This window comes from Ramlibacter sp. Leaf400, assembly GCF_001424545.1.
Taxonomy (GTDB): Bacteria; Pseudomonadota; Gammaproteobacteria; order Burkholderiales; family Burkholderiaceae_C; genus Ramlibacter.
In genome coordinates, this window is sequence record NZ_LMQL01000013.1 from 113,998 (window position 1) to 128,484 (window position 14,487).

Below are 14,487 nucleotides of genomic sequence, written 5' to 3' on the forward strand. Positions count from 1 at the left end.
GCCACGCAAGGGCGACGGCGCCGTCAAAACTAGAATCAGCGGTTTGCCCCCAGCCGCAAGGTTTCGCCCTTCATGTCCCAGCCGAACACGCCCGCGGCCGCCGCCGCCCCCGCCGACGAGAACCAGCTGATCGCCGAACGCCGCGAGAAGCTGCGCGTCCTGCGCGAGGCACAGAAACAGGGCAAGGGCGTCGCCTTCCCCAACGACTTCAAGCCGGGCGACCGCGCCGCGGGCCTGCACGCCGCGCATGGCGAGAAGACCGCCGAGCAGCTGGAGGCCGAAGGCGCCGTGGCCCGCGTGGGCGGCCGCATGATGCTCAAGCGCGTGATGGGCAAGGCCAGCTTCGCCACGCTGCAGGACCAGAGCGGCCGCATCCAGGTCTACGTCACCCGCGACGCGGTCGGCGAGGAGGCCTATGCCGCCTTCAAGCACTGGGACCTGGGCGACATCGTGGGCGCCGAGGGCAAGGTGTTCAAGACGCGCACCGGCGAGCTGTCGCTGCACGCCACCTCGATCCGCCTCCTGACCAAGAGCCTGCGGCCGATGCCGGACAAGTTCCACGGCGTGGCCGACCAGGAGGTGAAATACCGCCAGCGCTACGTCGACCTGATGACCGACGAGCAGGCCCGCCAGCGCTTCGTGGCGCGCAGCAAGGCGATCTCGGGCATCCGCGAGTTCATGGTGCAGCACGATTTCCTGGAGGTGGAGACGCCGATGCTCCACCCCATCCCCGGCGGCGCCAACGCGCGGCCCTTCGTCACGCACCACAACGCGCTGGACCAGGAGATGTTCCTGCGCATCGCGCCGGAGCTCTTCCTCAAGCGGCTGGTGGTGGGCGGGTTCGAGCGCGTGTTCGAGATCAACCGCAACTTCCGCAACGAAGGCATCTCGGTGCGCCACAACCCCGAGTTCACGATGATGGAGTTCTACGCGGCCTACTGGAACTACCGCGACCTGATGGACTTCACCGAGGCGCTGGTGCGCGACGCCGCGCAGAAGGCCGTGGGCACCCTGGAGCTGAGCTACGCGGGCAAGCCGGTGGACCTGGCGGCGCCGTTCGAGCGCCTGACCATCCGCGAGGCCATCCTGCGGCACACCGAGGCCGGCGACAACGTGGACAACCGCGACTGGCTGATCCCGGCGCTGCGCAAGCTGGGCCTGTCCGAGGAGAAGCACCGCCTGTCCGGCCGCTCGCTGGCCAGCCTGCAAGTGCTGTACTTCGAGGAGACGGTGGAGGAAAAGCTCTGGCAGCCGACCTTCATCATGGAGCACCCGACCGAGATCTCGCCGCTGGCGCGCGCCAACGACGAGCGGCCCGAGGTCACCGAGCGCTTCGAGCTGTACATCACGGGGCGCGAGTTCGGCAACGGGTTCTCGGAGCTGAACGATGCCGAGGACCAGGCGGCGCGATTCGCGGCACAGGTGAACGCCAAGGACGCGGGCGACGACGAGGCCATGTTCTACGACCACGACTTCGTGCGCGCGCTGGAATACGGCATGCCGCCCACTGGCGGCTGCGGCATCGGCATCGACCGGCTGATGATGCTGCTGACCGACAGCCCCAGCATCCGCGACGTGATCCTGTTCCCGGCGCTGCGCCGGGAGTAGCAATACCCGTCATTCCCGCGAAGGCGGGAATCCAGTGCGTCCGCCTTCGCGGACTGCCGGAATGCCCTGGATCCCCGCCTTCGCGGGGATGACGTCACGGCAGCAGCCGCAGCGCCTGCATGTAGCGCGGCTGCACCATCAGCTCATCCCAGCCCGCCGCTTCGCCCACGGGCAGCAACGCCATCCGGCGCTGCTCGCTGGCCGGCTCGCCGTGCCACTGGCCCTTGAGCTGCGCTTCGGTCAGGCCTTCCAGCAGTTCGTCCACCGGGCGGCCCTCGCCCACCGACTGGTTGCACAGCAGCACCATGTCGCAGCCGGCGTTGAGCGCCGCGACCGCGGCCTCGGTGTAGCTGACCAGCTCGCCGCCGATGCGGCGGGCGCCTTCCATGCTCAGGTCGTCGCTGAAGATGGCGCCGCCGAAGCCCAGCTGCTCGCGCAGGATGTCCTGCAGCCAGCGCGGCGAGAAGCCGGCCGGCAGGCTGTCCACCTTGGGGTAGATCACGTGCGCCGGCATCAGGCTGGTGAGGGTGGTGTTCAGCCAGCCGTAGGGCGCGGCGTCGTCGGCGAGGATGGCCTTGAGCGAGCGCCTGTCCACCGGCACTTCGGTGTGCGAGTCCGCCTTGACGAAGCCGTGGCCGGGGAAGTGCTTGCCGCAGTTGGCCACGCCCGCCTGCAGCAGTCCGTGCATCAGGCTCTTGGCCAGCATGGACACGACGCGCGCATCGCGGTGGAAGGCGCGGTCGCCGATCACGCCGCTCTCGCCCCAGTCGAGATCCAGCACCGGGGTGAAGCTGAAATCGACGCCGCACGCGCGCAGCTCGGAGGCGAGCACGTAGCCTGCCGCCGTGGCGGCGTTGGTGGCGGCCAGCGCATCGCGCATCCAGAGCTCGCCGAAGGCGCGCATGGTCGGCAGGTGGGTGAAGCCGTCCTGGCGGAAGCGCTGCACCCGGCCGCCCTCGTGGTCGACGCAGATCAGCAGGTCCTGCCGCACCGCCTTGATCTCGGCGCACAGGCGCGTGAGCTGCGCCCGGTCCTGCCAGTTGCGCGAGAACAGGATCATGCCGCCGGTGAGCGGGTGTTCGAGGCGGCGGCGGTCGGTGGCGGTCAGTTCGGTGCCGGCGATGTCGAGGATCAGGGGGGCGTGTTCGTTCATTCCCGGGGTTCTTTGCGTTCCACCACCACGAAGCTGGCGGCATAGTCGGTTTCGTCGGTGACGGTGACGTGCGCCACCAGGCCCTTGGCCTCGAACCACTCCTTGAGCGGGCCGTGCAGCACCAGCACCGGCTGGCCGCTGGGCAGCTTGGCGATCTCGCAGCTGCGCCAGGTCATGGGCATGCGCATGCCCAGGCCCACGGCCTTGCTGAAGGCCTCCTTGGCCGAGAAGCGGGTGGCGAGGTAGCGGATGCCGCGTTCGGGCCAGCGCGCGCTGCGGCTGCGCCAGGTGGCCAGTTCGCCTTCGGCCAGGATCTTGTGGGCGAAGCGGTCGCCGTGCCGCTCGAGCGAAGCCCGGATGCGGCGCACGTCGCAGATGTCGGTGCCGATGCCGTAGACCATTCGGGGCGGCCGGGGCTCAGGCGAAAGCGACGTCGATGCAGGCCAGGTAGGCCTTCACCGTCGCCTCGTAGCCGAGCTCCAGCGCATCGGCGATCAGGGCATGGCCGATGGAGACCTCCTGCACGCCGGGCACGGCACGCAGGAAATCGGCGAGGTTGTCGCGGTTGAGGTCGTGGCCGGCGTTGATGCCCAGGCCGGCGTCGTGCGCCGCCCTGGCCGCCTCGGCGAAGCCGCGCAGCACTTCGTCCTGCCGCACCGTGCCCCAGGCCCGCGCGTAGCTCTCGGTGTAGAGCTCGACGCGGTCGGCGCCCACCGCGCGGGCGGCGGCCATCATCTCGGGGCGCGGGTCCATGAACAGGCTGACGCGCACGCCCAGCGAGCGCGCCTCCTGCACCAGCGGGCGCAGGCGGTCCGCGTCGGCGGGGAAGTCCCAGCCGTGGTCGCTGGTGAACTGGCCTTCGCTGTCGGGCACGAAGGTGCACTGCTGGGGGCGCTGCCGCCGCACGTGTTCCATCAGGTTGTGGAACGGGTTGCCCTCGATGTTGAACTCGGTGCCGGGATGGTGGCCGACCAGTTCGCTCAAGGCGGGCACGTCGTCGCCGCGGATGTGCCGGGCGTCGGGACGCGGATGCACCGTGATGCCATGGGCGCCGGCCTTCAGGCAGATGGACGCGGCGCGGACCAGGCTGGGGATGCCCAGGTGGCGCGTGTTGCGCACCAGCGCCACCTTGTTCAGGTTGACGGAGAGCGCCGTCTTGAGTGCGTTCATAGCGATTGGAGGTCCAGCATGAGCTGCCGGGTGCGCAGCGTGGCGACGCCGCAATGGTAGTGCAGCAGGTGGCGCAGCTGCGGCTTGAGTTCGGCCATCGAGGCGGCCGCCCGCAGGGTGGCGGTGAACGCGGCCGGGTCATCGACGGCCGCCTGCAACTGCCGCCACTGGGCGCCGTTCAGCGCGGGCCGGTCCGGCGCTGCGGCGCCGAGGCCGCCTTCTGGGAGCAGTGTGTAGCGGCCCTGGTCGTCCAGCGGCGCGAGCGTGGCCGTCTCGGCGTCCAGCGAGGGCAGGAAACCCGTTTCGCGCAGCAGCAGCAGCTCGAAGGCGCGCAGCGCCGGCTGCAGCGCCTCGCCGTGCTCGGAAGCCAGGACGCTGACCGCCTGCGCATACGCGTCGAACAGCCTGGGATGCGGGTCTTCGCGGGCCATCAGTCGCAGCAGCAGCTCGTTGACGTAATAGCCCGACAGCAGCGCGTCGCCGGTGGGCATCACCTGCCCGCCCACCCATTCGGCCGACTTGAGGGTGCGGATCTCCGCGTCGCCGCCGAACGCCAAGCGCAGCGGCTGCAGCGGCAGCAGCACGGGGCGGAAATTGGAGCTGGGGCGCTTGGCGCCCTTGGCCACCAGCGCGAGACGGCCGTGGTGCCGGGTGAAGACCTCGAGGATCAGGCTGGATTCGCTCCAGTCGTAGCGGTGCAGGACGTAGGCCGGCTCATCGGAGATCCTACGGGCCGCCACTAAGCCTCCGCCGGGCCGCCCCAAGGAGGCTTGGCCCCCTCGGGGGGCAGCGAGCCACACGAAGTGGGGGAGCGTGGGGGCCTTGGTTCATTCGTAGCCAAAGCTTCGCACCCGGGCCTCGTCGTCGGCCCAGCCGGCGCGCACCTTGACCCAGATCTCGATGAAGACCTTGGCGCCCATCAGCTTCTCCAGCTCCTGGCGGGTCTCGGTGCCGATGCGCTTGAGGCGCTCGCCCTTGTCGCCGATGACCATGGCCTTGTGGCTGTCGCGCTCCACCACGATGGTGGCGGCGATGCGCACGAAGCGCCCGTGCTGCGGGCTGGGCTCTTCCTCGAACTTGTCGACCACCACGGTCGAGGTGTAGGGCAGTTCCTCGCCGGTGAGGCGGAACAGCTTCTCGCGCACGGTCTCGCCGGCGAGGAACTTCTCGCTGCGGTCGGTGAGCTCGTCCTCGCCGTACCACCAGGGCTGCTCGGGCAGGAACTTCTCGCAGATGGCGAACAGGCGCTCCACGTCCTTCGCGTTCTGGGCCGACATGGGCACGAACTCGTTGAAGGGGTGGCGCTCCTGCATGTCGCGCAGCCAGGGCGCGAGCTCGGCGCGGCGGTGCACCTGGTCCAGCTTGTTGGCCACCAGCAGCGCCGGCACGCCCGGCTGCAGCAGCGACAGCACCTTGGCATCGCCCAGCGTGAAGCGGCCGGCCTCGACCACGAACAGCACCAGGTCGACGTCGCCCACGGCGCCCATCACCGTCTTGTTCAGGGAGCGGTTCAGGGCCTTGGCGTGGCGGGTCTGGAAGCCGGGCGTGTCGACGAACACGAACTGCGTCGCGCCCCGGGTGCGGATGCCCGTGATGCGGTGGCGCGTGGTCTGCGCCTTGCGCGAGGTGATGCTGATCTTCTGGCCGACCAGCGCATTGAGCAGCGTGGACTTGCCCACGTTGGGCTTGCCCACGATGGCGATCAGGCCGCAACGCTGCGACGAGGCGCCGGCCTCGGGGGCCTGGGGGGTCTCGGGGGCATCGCCCGGGAGTTCGATGGGCGGGTCCTGGGGATTCATTTCAGTTTCGACTTGAGCGTGTGCAGCATGGCCGCCGCGGCCGCCTGCTCGCCGGCACGCCGCGAGGGCCCGATGCCGCGCTCGGTGGCGCCCAGCTCCGGGATCTCGCACTCCACGTCGAAGGTCTGCTTGTGGGCGGCACCCAGCACACCCGCGACGCGGTAGACGGGGAGCTTCATTTTGCGTCCCTGCAGCCATTCCTGCAGTTCCGTCTTGGGGTCCTTGGCGGCCGCCTGCATGCCGGGGTTGATCTCGACGTCACGGAAGAGCCGCTGAACCAGCGCCTCGGCCGCGCCGTAGCCGGCGTCCAGGTGGACGGCGCCGATCACCGCTTCCAGGGCGTCGGCCAGGATGGACGGCCGGCGGTGGCCGCCGGAGCGGGCCTCGCCCTCGCCCAGCCTCAGCACTTCGGACAGGCCCAGCCCGACGGCGAGCTGGTGCAGCGTCTCCTGCTTGACCAGGTTGGCTCGCACCCGCGACAGGTCGCCCTCGGGCTGCGCGCCCAGGCGCTCGAACAGCAGGGCGGCCACGGCCAGGTTGAGGACGGAATCGCCCAGGAATTCCAGGCGCTCGTTGTGCTCGGAAGAAAAGCTGCGGTGCGTCAGCGCGCGCGCCAGCAGCTTCGGTTGCGTGAAGCGGTGCTGCAGCCGCGCCTGCAGGGCGGCCAGGGATGCATCACCCTCCACGCCTGCGCTACTTGGTCTGGTGCGCGTACTTGAGGAGCAGGTACGCGGGGCCGAACATGTGGATCTGCTTGTCGTACGCGACCTTGACCACGTTGCGGTCGTTGGCGCGGGTGATCTCCAGGTCCTTGCCGGTGATCGACGTGATGTCGTCCACCGTGGCCGAGCGCTGGAACGCGTTGCGCACGTCCTGCGGCGAGCCGGCGTCCTTGGCCTTGTCCATCGCCTTCACGATCGCCTGGAACTCCAGCATCGTCGGGATGGCCTGCGCCACCAGGACGCCGACGCCCGCCAGCACGGCGAGCACGAAGATCAGGCCGAAAAACGAAATACCGGCCTGTCGGGCCTTGGATCTGCGCTGCATGTCTACCCCTCGCACCTCTGAGAACTCTTTTATTGGAACGAACCGATCCGCCTGAGGTCGCCGAAATTCATCCAGATGAAGAAGGCCTTTCCGACGATGTTGCGGTCCGGCACGAAGCCCCAGAACCGCGAATCGAGCGAATTGTCCCGGTTGTCCCCCATCATGAAGTAGTGCCCTTGCGGCACCTTGCACACGACGCCCTCGACACTGTAGCGGCAATTTTCCTTGAAAGGAAAATCCTCCGCGCCCGGGATGAACGCGGGCCGGTCCTCGTCGTTCAACACGCGATAGGCCCTCTCGCCCATCGACTCGGCGAACTGGCGCGAGTAGCGCATCGAGTCCTCGTCGAAGAAGTCCGGCAGCGCCTGCTTGGGCAGCGGCTGGCCGTTGATCGTCAGGCGCTTGTTCAGATACGCGATCTCGTCGCCGGGCACGCCGACCACGCGCTTGATGTAGTCCAGGCTGGGCTTGGGCGGGTAGCGGAACACCATCACGTCGCCGCGCGCCGGCGGCTTGCCTTCGGTGAGGCGGGTGTTGATCACCGGCAGGCGCAGCCCGTAGGTGAACTTGTTGACCAGGATCAGGTCGCCCACCAGCAGCGTGGGGATCATCGAGCCGGACGGGATCTTGAACGGCTCGAACAGGAACGAGCGCAGCACGAACACCGCCAGGATCACGGGGAACAGGCCCGCGGTCCAGTCCAGCCACCAGGGCTGCATCAGCAGCTTCTGCCGGGTCTGCTCGACGTCGGGGCCGTCGACCTGGGCGATGCCCTGCGCGGCCAGCTGCGTGCGCCGCTCGTGGGCCTGCACCGCCACGGCCTCGGCGCCGCGCCGGCGCTGCGGCAGGAACCAGAACCTCTCGGCGACCCAGTAGAACCCGGTGACCAGCGTGGCGAGGAACAGCAGCAGCGCGAAGTTGCCTTCCAGGAAGCCCATGTACCAGGCGGCCGAATAGCCGGCGAAGGCCGCGAGAACCGCGGCGGTCAGGATCGGCATCACGACGCCTATTCCTCGACCTGCAGGATGGCGAGGAAGGCTTCCTGGGGGACTTCGACGGAACCGATCTGCTTCATTCGCTTCTTGCCTGCCTTCTGTTTTTCGAGGAGCTTGCGCTTGCGGCTGATGTCGCCGCCGTAACATTTTGCCAGCACGTTCTTGCGCAGCGCCTTGACGGTCTCGCGGGCGATGACGTTGGCGCCGATGGCGGCCTGGATGGCCACGTCGAACATCTGGCGGCTGATGATCTCGCGCATCTTGGCCACCACCGCGCGGCCGCGGTACTGCGCCTGGGTGCGGTGCACGATGATCGACAGCGCGTCGACCCGCTCGCCGTTGAGCAGGATGTCCACCTTCACCACGTCGGACGGGCGGTACTCCTTGAACTCGTAGTCCATCGACGCGTAGCCGCGGCTGACGGACTTCAGCTTGTCGAAGAAGTCCAGCACGATCTCGCCGAGCGGCAGCTCATACGTGAGCATCACCTGGCGCCCGTGGTAGGCCATGTTGATCTGCATGCCGCGCTTCTGGTTGGCCAGCGTCATCACCGGGCCGACGTACTCCTGCGGCATGTACAGGTGCACCGTCACCACCGGCTCGCGCACCTCCTCGATGCGGCCCTGGTCGGGCATCTTGGACGGGTTCTCGACCATGATGACCTCGCCGTCGCCCTTGACCACCTGGTAGACGACGCTGGGCGCGGTGGTGATCAGGTCCTGGTCGAACTCGCGCTCCAGGCGCTCCTGCACGATCTCCATGTGCAGCAGGCCGAGGAAGCCGCAGCGGAAGCCGAAGCCCAGCGCCTGGCTGACCTCGGGCTCGTAGCGCAGCGAGGCATCGTTGAGCTTGAGCTTCTCCAGCGCGTCGCGCAGGCTGTCGTACTGGTTGGCCTCGGTCGGGTAGAGGCCGGCGAACACCTGCGGCTGGATCTCCTTGAAGCCGGGCAGCGCCTGGGTGGCGGTGAACGCGGCACCGCCGGAGCCGGCCTTGACCATGGTGACCGTGTCGCCCACCTTGGCGGCCTGCAGCTCCTTGATGCCGGCGATGATGTAGCCGACCTCGCCCGCCTCCAGCGACTCGCGCTGGACGTTGGACGGCGTGAACACGCCGAGCTGGTTGGCCTCGTAGGTGGCTTCGGTGGCCATCAGCTTGATGCGGTCGCCCTTGGCCAGGCGGCCGTCCACCACGCGCACCAGCATTACCACGCCGACGTAGCTGTCGAACCAGCTGTCGATGATCATCGCGCGCAGCGCGCCTTCGGGATTGCCGCGCGGCGCCGGGACCTTGGCGACGATGGCCTCGAGGATCTCGTCGATGCCCATGCCGGTCTTGGCGGAACAGGGGATCGCCTGCGACGCGTCGATGCCGATCACATCCTCGACCTCCGCCTTGGCGTTCTCGGGATCGGCCTGCGGCAGGTCCATCTTGTTCAGCACCGGCAGCACCTCGACGCCGAGGTCGAGCGCGGTGTAGCAGTTGGCGACGGTCTGCGCTTCGACGCCCTGGCTCGCGTCCACCACCAGCAGCGCGCCCTCGCATGCCGACAGCGATCGACTCACCTCGTACGAGAAGTCCACGTGTCCCGGCGTGTCGATCAGGTTCAGGTTGTAGACGCGCCCATCGCGGGCCGTGTAGCGCAGTGAAGCGGTCTGTGCCTTGATGGTTATCCCACGCTCTTTTTCGAGATCCATCGAGTCGAGGACCTGCTCTTCCATCTCCCGATCGGACAGTCCGCCGCAACGCTGGATCAGGCGATCGGCCAGCGTCGATTTGCCATGATCGATGTGGGCGATGATCGAAAAATTTCTGATGTGATTCATCAACGGGAACGCTTAAGTGATTGATTCATCTGGGCGAACCCAAAGAAAAAAGGGCGCGTCGAGTGGCGACGCGCCCTGAACCAACAATCTATGGCAACTGCGATAGTTGGAACTTCATTGTAGGCAAAAAGCCCCGCGCGTACAGCCGACGGTCGGCCGCGAAGGGCTCGTTGCGGTCCAGCAACGGGAAATTCATCCACAGGATATCAACAGAATGCGGGAGGGGTTTGCAGGACAACTTGTGGGCGATCTGTGGATCAGCAGTGGGTGGCTGGGAGCCATCCCGTATCGTGGACTTCGATGCCTTCGTTATGCCGAAAAGCCGTCCAGACGGGGCTGGATTCTATCCATTTGGAGGGGTCGGCCCTCCGCCCTGAAAGTCAGCAAGCACCAACATCCGGTCACTTGTCCAAGATGAAAAAAATTGCTGAGTTGCTTCCAGGCCTCCCCCAGTCGGACGAAAGCCCCGAACCCCCGTAGGGTTCGGGGCTTTTCGAAGACCGGATCAGCGGGCCGGGCGGATCAGCAGGTAGGTGGCCAGTTCGCCGCGGCGCAGCAGCACCGGGATCGGCTTGGTCTTGTCCGCGCGGTTGACCGCCGCCTCGAACTCCTTGACGTTGGCGATCTCGGCGTTGCCGATCTGCAGGATCACGTCGCCTTCGCGCACGCCTGCACGCGCGGCGCTGTCGGCGACCGCTTCCACCCGCACGCCGCCCTTGACCTTGAGTTCCTTCTTCTGGGCGTCGGTCAGGTCGGCCACGCCCAGGCCCAGCGACATCGCCGCCGGCGATCCGTTCTTGGGCTTGTCGTCGGGCGCCTGCGCGCGGCGCACCGGACGCTCGGCCTCGAACTCGGCGATCTGCACGTTCAGGTCGCGCGAGCCGCCGCGGCGGAACACCGTGATGGTCGAGCGCGTGCCCGGCTTGGTGTTGCCCACCATGCGCGGCAGGTCGGTGGCCTTGTCGATCGCCTGGCCGTTGAACTTCGTGATGATGTCCCCGGCCTCGACGCCGGCCTTGTCGGCGGGCGAGCCGGCCTCGACGCTGCGCACCAGCGCACCCTGCGGCTTGCCCAGTCCAATCGATTCGGCCACGTCCTTGGTGACCTGGTCGATCTGCACGCCGATGCGCCCGCGCGAGACGCGCCCGGTCGGGCCGCGCAGCTGGTCGGCCACGCGGATGGCCTCGTCGATCGGGATCGCGAACGAGATGCCCATGAAGCCGCCCGAGCGCGAGTAGATCTGGCTGTTGATGCCCACCACCTCGCCGCGCAGGTTGATCAGCGGGCCGCCCGAATTGCCGGGGTTGATCGCCACGTCGGTCTGGATGAACGGCAGGTAGTCGCCGGTGTCGCGCGCCTTGGCGCTGACGATGCCGGCCGTGACGGTGTTCTCCAGGCCGAACGGCGAACCGATGGCCATCACCCACTCGCCCACCTTGAGCTTGCTGACGTCGCCGATCTTCACGAAGGGCAGGCCGGTGGCGTCGATCTTGATCACGGCCACGTCGGTGCGCTTGTCGGGCGTGCCGACCACCTTGGCCTTGAACTCGCGCTTGTCCGGCAGCGTGACCAGCACCTCCTCGGCGCCTTCCACCACGTGCGCGTTGGTCATCACGAACCCGTCGGCCGTGATGATGAAGCCGGAACCCACGCCGCGCGGGCGCTCGCGCTCCTCATCGGGCGCCTGGCGCGGGCCGGGGCCCTGGCGCGGCGCGTTGGGCGGCATCGGCTGGCCGAAGAAGCGGCGGAAGAACTCCTGCATCTCCTCGTCCATCTGCGGGCCCTGGGCCGAGCTGCGCGCGCGCTCCATGGTGCGGATGTTCACCACCGCGGGGCCGACCTGCTCGACCAGGTCGACGAAGTCGGGCAGGCCGGTGCGCGGCTGCGGCGCGGACTGAGCGAGCGCGGGGGCCGCGGGCAGCAGCGCGGCGCCGGCGGCGGCCGCCAGCACGCCCGCCAGAGCGTGGCCCCGGAGCGTTTTCCAATCGGTGCGGAACATGGGAACCTCTTCCTTCGACAGCTGTTTGCTGAACTGCAGACTCAGAACCGCCACCGGCCGGATGGTTCAACTCGGCCGGTCGCGCGTTCCATCAGATGGGGCCTCAGCGTCGCCGCTCAAGGTTGTATGCGAAGGCCTTGAGCGTCTGCGCGGGGACTTCGCCGACGACCGTCAGCCACCATTCCTCGACGCGGCGGGCGAGCGTGTGGGTGGCGCCGCTGGCGAACAGGCCTTCCTGCGTGTGCCGCTGCCGGTCGTAGGGCTCCACGAACACCGACACGGCCGCCAGCCCATCCGAGAAGATCCAGTGGATGCTGCCCTCGGCGGGCGCGCCCGAGCCGGCCGGGCGCTTGTAGCAGCTCATCGGCTTGAAGCCGGCCACGGCGGTCTTCATCGCCCAGCCTTCGGAGGCGGGGTCGGTCTTCACCGCGTTGGACCGCTCCACGCGCCAGCCCTGCGGCGGCTGCATCATCTGGGCGAGCTTGTCGGCGCGCACGGGCGCGTCGAGCTGGAGTTCGGAGAACGCCGCCTGCTCGAGCACCTTGCCCTCGCCGTCCAGCGTCTGCAGCTTGATCACCAGGCCCGAGCGCTTCTCGCTCCACACGCGGTAGCCGAACCGCAGCCCATCCTTGGGCGCGAGCTGGACCACGTCGGCGTCGAAGCCGGCCACGCGGTCGTTGGCGAGACGGCGGGCCGCGTAGTACTCGGGGATCGACGTGTCGGTGGACTTGAGCAGGTGCGGGAAAGGGCCCAGCGAGTCGCGCTTCTCGGCCCGCACCACGCGGTGCTCCGGCAGGTGGGTCAGCACCTCGTCGTTGCGGCGGAAGGTCGAGCGCGGCGCGCCGGTGAGCACCTCGACCCGCTCGATCTGCTGCGCCGGATCGCCCGAGTGCCAGATGCGCGCGCTGGACAGCGCCCCGCTGCTGGAGGAGACGACGAAGGTGCCGATGTAGCTGCGCAGTCGCGAGGCGTCCTGGATGCGCATGAGCCACTCGTCGACGCTGCGCTCCGGGACCACCGAGCCCACCGGGCCGTTGGACGGCTGGGCTGCCGCGGCCGCGCCCATCAGCGCGGACAGCGTCAGCAGGCAGGCGGTGGCTCGCAGCTGCGGCAGGGTGATCCGCATGGTCAGCGCGCCGGGCCTTCGAACGTCGCGCTGCGCAGGAAGCCGGCCGGCATCTGGAGCGCCGACGGGCCGCCGAACTGACGGTGGGCCGCCAGCATCTCATCGAGCTTGGGATCGCGGATCATGACGCCGGGCTCGCTGCGCGCGAGCACGGCGCCCGGATCGGCCGAAGCCGGCGGCTGGGGCGCCACGGCCAGTTGCGGCACCGCCGCGAGCGGGGGCTGCGGGCCGACCGGCGAACCAGCCGTTCCCAGCATGGACCAACCGACGGCCGCGAAGGCCGCGACCGAGGCGAAGCCGGCCACCATCTTCCAGCGGAAGGCGCCGTCGTTGGCCGCCGGCTCGGCGGCCTTGCGCACCACGATCGGCGGCAGCGTGGCCGCCTGCGCGGGCACCGTGGCCTGCTCCTGCGCGAGCCGCGCCGAGAGCTTGCCGATGAAGCGGTCGGCGGGGGTCCCGCCCGCGAGTTCTCCCGAGCGCAGCACGTCGCCGATGAGGTGGTAGGCGTGCCAGGTGGCGAGCGCCTCGCGCCCCGCGCACGCCTCCATCGCCCGGGCGAAGGCCTCGCCCTGCAGCTGGCCGTCGGCCAGCGTCGAAATCAGTTCCTTGTGTTCCATTCTGTCGTCCATCGCAACCACCTCGCGACTACCAGCGCTTGCCCGACTGGTTTTCCAGCAACGGCTTGACCTTCGCGGAAATCGCCTCGCGGGCGCGGAAGATGCGCGAGCGGACGGTGCCGATCGGGCAGTTCATCGCCTCGGCGATCTCCTCGTAGCTCAGCCCTTCGATCTCGCGCAGCGTGACCGCCTGGCGAAGTTCCTCGGGCAGGGCCTCCATGGCCGAGTTGACCGTGGCGGCGATCTCCTTGGCGGCCAGCACCGTCTCCGGCGTTTCCGGGCTGGTTAGTTCGTTCTCCACCGAGGAAGTTTCATCGTCGTCGTCGCCGCCGCGCAGGGCACTCTCGGAAACCAGGGGGTCGCGCTTGAGATCGACCAGGGCCTTCTTGGCGGTATTGACGGCGATGCGGTACAGCCACGTGTAGAACTGCGCCTCGCCGCGGAACTGGGCCAGGGCCCGGTAGGCCCGGATGAAGGTTTCCTGCGCGATGTCCTCGACCAGGTCGACGTCGCGCACCATGCGGCCGATCAGGCGCTCGATGCGGCGTTGGTACTTCAGTACCAGCAGTTCGAAGGCCCGCTGGTCACCGGCCACGGCGCGCGCCACCAGCATCTGGTCGGTGTCGGCGGGAGCAGGCGCGGGGGCGGGCGGCGTCTGGGTCATGGTGTGGCCGAAGGCGGTTCGGCCCGGGGCGGCGCCTCAGGGTGGGTGGCGCGGGAATATACCGCACGGCGCAGCGCGTCCCAGCGTGAGGGAAGCCGCGCCCGCTCGACCCACAGCCAGCGCGTGCGCCCCGGCGAACGCCAGCGCAACAGCAGGAGCGATTGCAGGTCCAGCACCACCTGCACCGAGCCCGATTCCACCGCCGGCCCGCCGGCCGACCACGACCAGGCGGCCGCGTCCCAGGCGAGCAGCCCGGCGGGTTGCGCGCGCCACCACCCGGCAGCCCACGCGCCGGCCGCGAGGCAGGCCGCCAGCGCCGCCCCCACCCGCGCGGCGGACGCACCGCCGGCCGCGAAGGCCAGGCCGGCCAGCAGCCCCAGCGACCAGGTGGCCAGGAGGAGCGCCCCCACCAAGGACGAACGCCCCACCGGATAACTCACCGATGGGGCGCCGTGCATGGGAGCGATGGGGCTGCGGATCGCGCCG

Annotated in this window: 15 protein-coding genes; 1 reads left to right on the plus strand and 14 read right to left on the minus strand. The window is 68.9% G+C overall.

Annotation, left to right across the window (positions count from 1 at the left end):
• Window positions 1-72 precede the first annotated feature (72 nt).
• The gene (gene lysS / locus ASG30_RS19070; protein WP_055900581.1) at window positions 73-1,608 is read left to right on the plus strand and encodes a lysine--tRNA ligase; all 1,536 of its coding nucleotides are present in this window, start codon (window positions 73-75) and stop codon (window positions 1,606-1,608) included.
• Window positions 1,609-1,702: 94 nt separating this feature from the next.
• Here the strand turns inward: lysS and nagZ are convergent, their stop codons facing one another.
• The 14 genes from nagZ to ASG30_RS19140 form a co-directional block, all read right to left on the minus strand.
• Window positions 1,703-2,761, minus strand: a complete 1,059-nt coding sequence (gene nagZ / locus ASG30_RS19075) for a beta-N-acetylhexosaminidase (RefSeq protein WP_055900584.1) — start codon at window positions 2,759-2,761, stop codon at window positions 1,703-1,705.
• Entirely contained in the window at window positions 2,758-3,162 is a 405-nt protein-coding gene (gene acpS / locus ASG30_RS19080) for a holo-ACP synthase (protein WP_055900588.1), read from the minus strand. Before acpS ends, nagZ begins: the two co-directional genes overlap by 4 nt.
• A gap of 16 nt (window positions 3,163-3,178) precedes the next feature.
• A complete protein-coding gene (locus ASG30_RS19085; RefSeq protein WP_055900591.1) occupies window positions 3,179-3,931 on the minus strand; it encodes a pyridoxine 5'-phosphate synthase in 753 nt (250 codons plus the stop codon).
• Entirely contained in the window at window positions 3,928-4,671 is a 744-nt protein-coding gene (recO, locus tag ASG30_RS19090; protein WP_055900594.1) for a DNA repair protein RecO, read from the minus strand. Before recO ends, ASG30_RS19085 begins: the two co-directional genes overlap by 4 nt.
• 87 nt (window positions 4,672-4,758) lie before the next feature.
• On the minus strand, window positions 4,759-5,730 hold the full coding sequence (era, locus tag ASG30_RS19095) for a GTPase Era (RefSeq protein WP_082522202.1): 972 nt from the start codon (window positions 5,728-5,730) through the stop codon (window positions 4,759-4,761).
• On the minus strand, window positions 5,727-6,416 hold the full coding sequence (gene rnc / locus ASG30_RS19100) for a ribonuclease III (protein ID WP_055900597.1): 690 nt from the start codon (window positions 6,414-6,416) through the stop codon (window positions 5,727-5,729). Before rnc ends, era begins: the two co-directional genes overlap by 4 nt.
• 7 nt (window positions 6,417-6,423) lie before the next feature.
• Complete coding sequence (locus ASG30_RS19105; RefSeq protein ID WP_055900601.1) at window positions 6,424-6,777, minus strand: DUF4845 domain-containing protein; 354 nt, start codon at window positions 6,775-6,777, stop codon at window positions 6,424-6,426.
• 29 nt (window positions 6,778-6,806) lie between these two features.
• Complete coding sequence (gene lepB, locus ASG30_RS19110; RefSeq protein WP_055900604.1) at window positions 6,807-7,775, minus strand: signal peptidase I; 969 nt, start codon at window positions 7,773-7,775, stop codon at window positions 6,807-6,809.
• A gap of 8 nt (window positions 7,776-7,783) precedes the next feature.
• Entirely contained in the window at window positions 7,784-9,595 is a 1,812-nt protein-coding gene (gene lepA / locus ASG30_RS19115; protein WP_055900607.1) for a translation elongation factor 4, read from the minus strand.
• 505 nt (window positions 9,596-10,100) lie between these two features.
• Window positions 10,101-11,594, minus strand: coding sequence for a DegQ family serine endoprotease (locus tag ASG30_RS19120; protein WP_055900610.1), 1,494 nt, complete (start codon window positions 11,592-11,594; stop codon window positions 10,101-10,103).
• A gap of 103 nt (window positions 11,595-11,697) precedes the next feature.
• Window positions 11,698-12,720 (minus strand): MucB/RseB C-terminal domain-containing protein, encoded by a 1,023-nt coding sequence (locus ASG30_RS19125; protein WP_055900613.1) that lies wholly within the window; start codon window positions 12,718-12,720, stop codon window positions 11,698-11,700.
• 2 nt (window positions 12,721-12,722) lie between these two features.
• A complete protein-coding gene (locus ASG30_RS19130; RefSeq protein WP_235579843.1) occupies window positions 12,723-13,337 on the minus strand; it encodes a sigma-E factor negative regulatory protein in 615 nt (204 codons plus the stop codon).
• Between the two features lie 28 nt (window positions 13,338-13,365).
• Window positions 13,366-14,001: an RNA polymerase sigma factor RpoE gene (gene rpoE / locus ASG30_RS19135; RefSeq protein WP_055900619.1), complete on the minus strand. Its 636-nt coding sequence runs from the start codon at window positions 13,999-14,001 to the stop codon at window positions 13,366-13,368.
• Window positions 13,998-14,459, minus strand: a complete 462-nt coding sequence (locus ASG30_RS19140; RefSeq protein ID WP_156385624.1) for a hypothetical protein — start codon at window positions 14,457-14,459, stop codon at window positions 13,998-14,000. The genes rpoE and ASG30_RS19140 overlap by 4 nt, the downstream gene beginning before the upstream one ends.
• Window positions 14,460-14,487 lie beyond the last annotated feature (28 nt).

What these genes read in the sequence shown, in the direction of transcription:
- lysS (WP_055900581.1), top strand. Translation starts at nt 73, where the DNA reads ATGTCCCAGCCGAACACGCCCGCGGCCGCCGCCGCCCCCGCCGACGAG.
- nagZ (WP_055900584.1), bottom strand. Translation starts at nt 2,761, where the DNA reads ATGAACGAACACGCCCCCCTGATCCTCGACATCGCCGGCACCGAACTG.
- acpS (WP_055900588.1), bottom strand. Translation starts at nt 3,162, where the DNA reads ATGGTCTACGGCATCGGCACCGACATCTGCGACGTGCGCCGCATCCGG.
- ASG30_RS19085 (WP_055900591.1), bottom strand. Translation starts at nt 3,931, where the DNA reads ATGAACGCACTCAAGACGGCGCTCTCCGTCAACCTGAACAAGGTGGCG.
- era (WP_082522202.1), bottom strand. Translation starts at nt 5,730, where the DNA reads ATGAATCCCCAGGACCCGCCCATCGAACTCCCGGGCGATGCCCCCGAG.
- ASG30_RS19105 (WP_055900601.1), bottom strand. Translation starts at nt 6,777, where the DNA reads ATGCAGCGCAGATCCAAGGCCCGACAGGCCGGTATTTCGTTTTTCGGC.
- lepB (WP_055900604.1), bottom strand. Translation starts at nt 7,775, where the DNA reads ATGCCGATCCTGACCGCCGCGGTTCTCGCGGCCTTCGCCGGCTATTCG.
- lepA (WP_055900607.1), bottom strand. Translation starts at nt 9,595, where the DNA reads ATGAATCACATCAGAAATTTTTCGATCATCGCCCACATCGATCATGGC.
- ASG30_RS19120 (WP_055900610.1), bottom strand. Translation starts at nt 11,594, where the DNA reads ATGTTCCGCACCGATTGGAAAACGCTCCGGGGCCACGCTCTGGCGGGC.
- ASG30_RS19125 (WP_055900613.1), bottom strand. Translation starts at nt 12,720, where the DNA reads ATGCGGATCACCCTGCCGCAGCTGCGAGCCACCGCCTGCCTGCTGACG.
- ASG30_RS19130 (WP_235579843.1), bottom strand. Translation starts at nt 13,337, where the DNA reads ATGGAACACAAGGAACTGATTTCGACGCTGGCCGACGGCCAGCTGCAG.
- rpoE (WP_055900619.1), bottom strand. Translation starts at nt 14,001, where the DNA reads ATGACCCAGACGCCGCCCGCCCCCGCGCCTGCTCCCGCCGACACCGAC.
- ASG30_RS19140 (WP_156385624.1), bottom strand. Translation starts at nt 14,459, where the DNA reads ATGCACGGCGCCCCATCGGTGAGTTATCCGGTGGGGCGTTCGTCCTTG.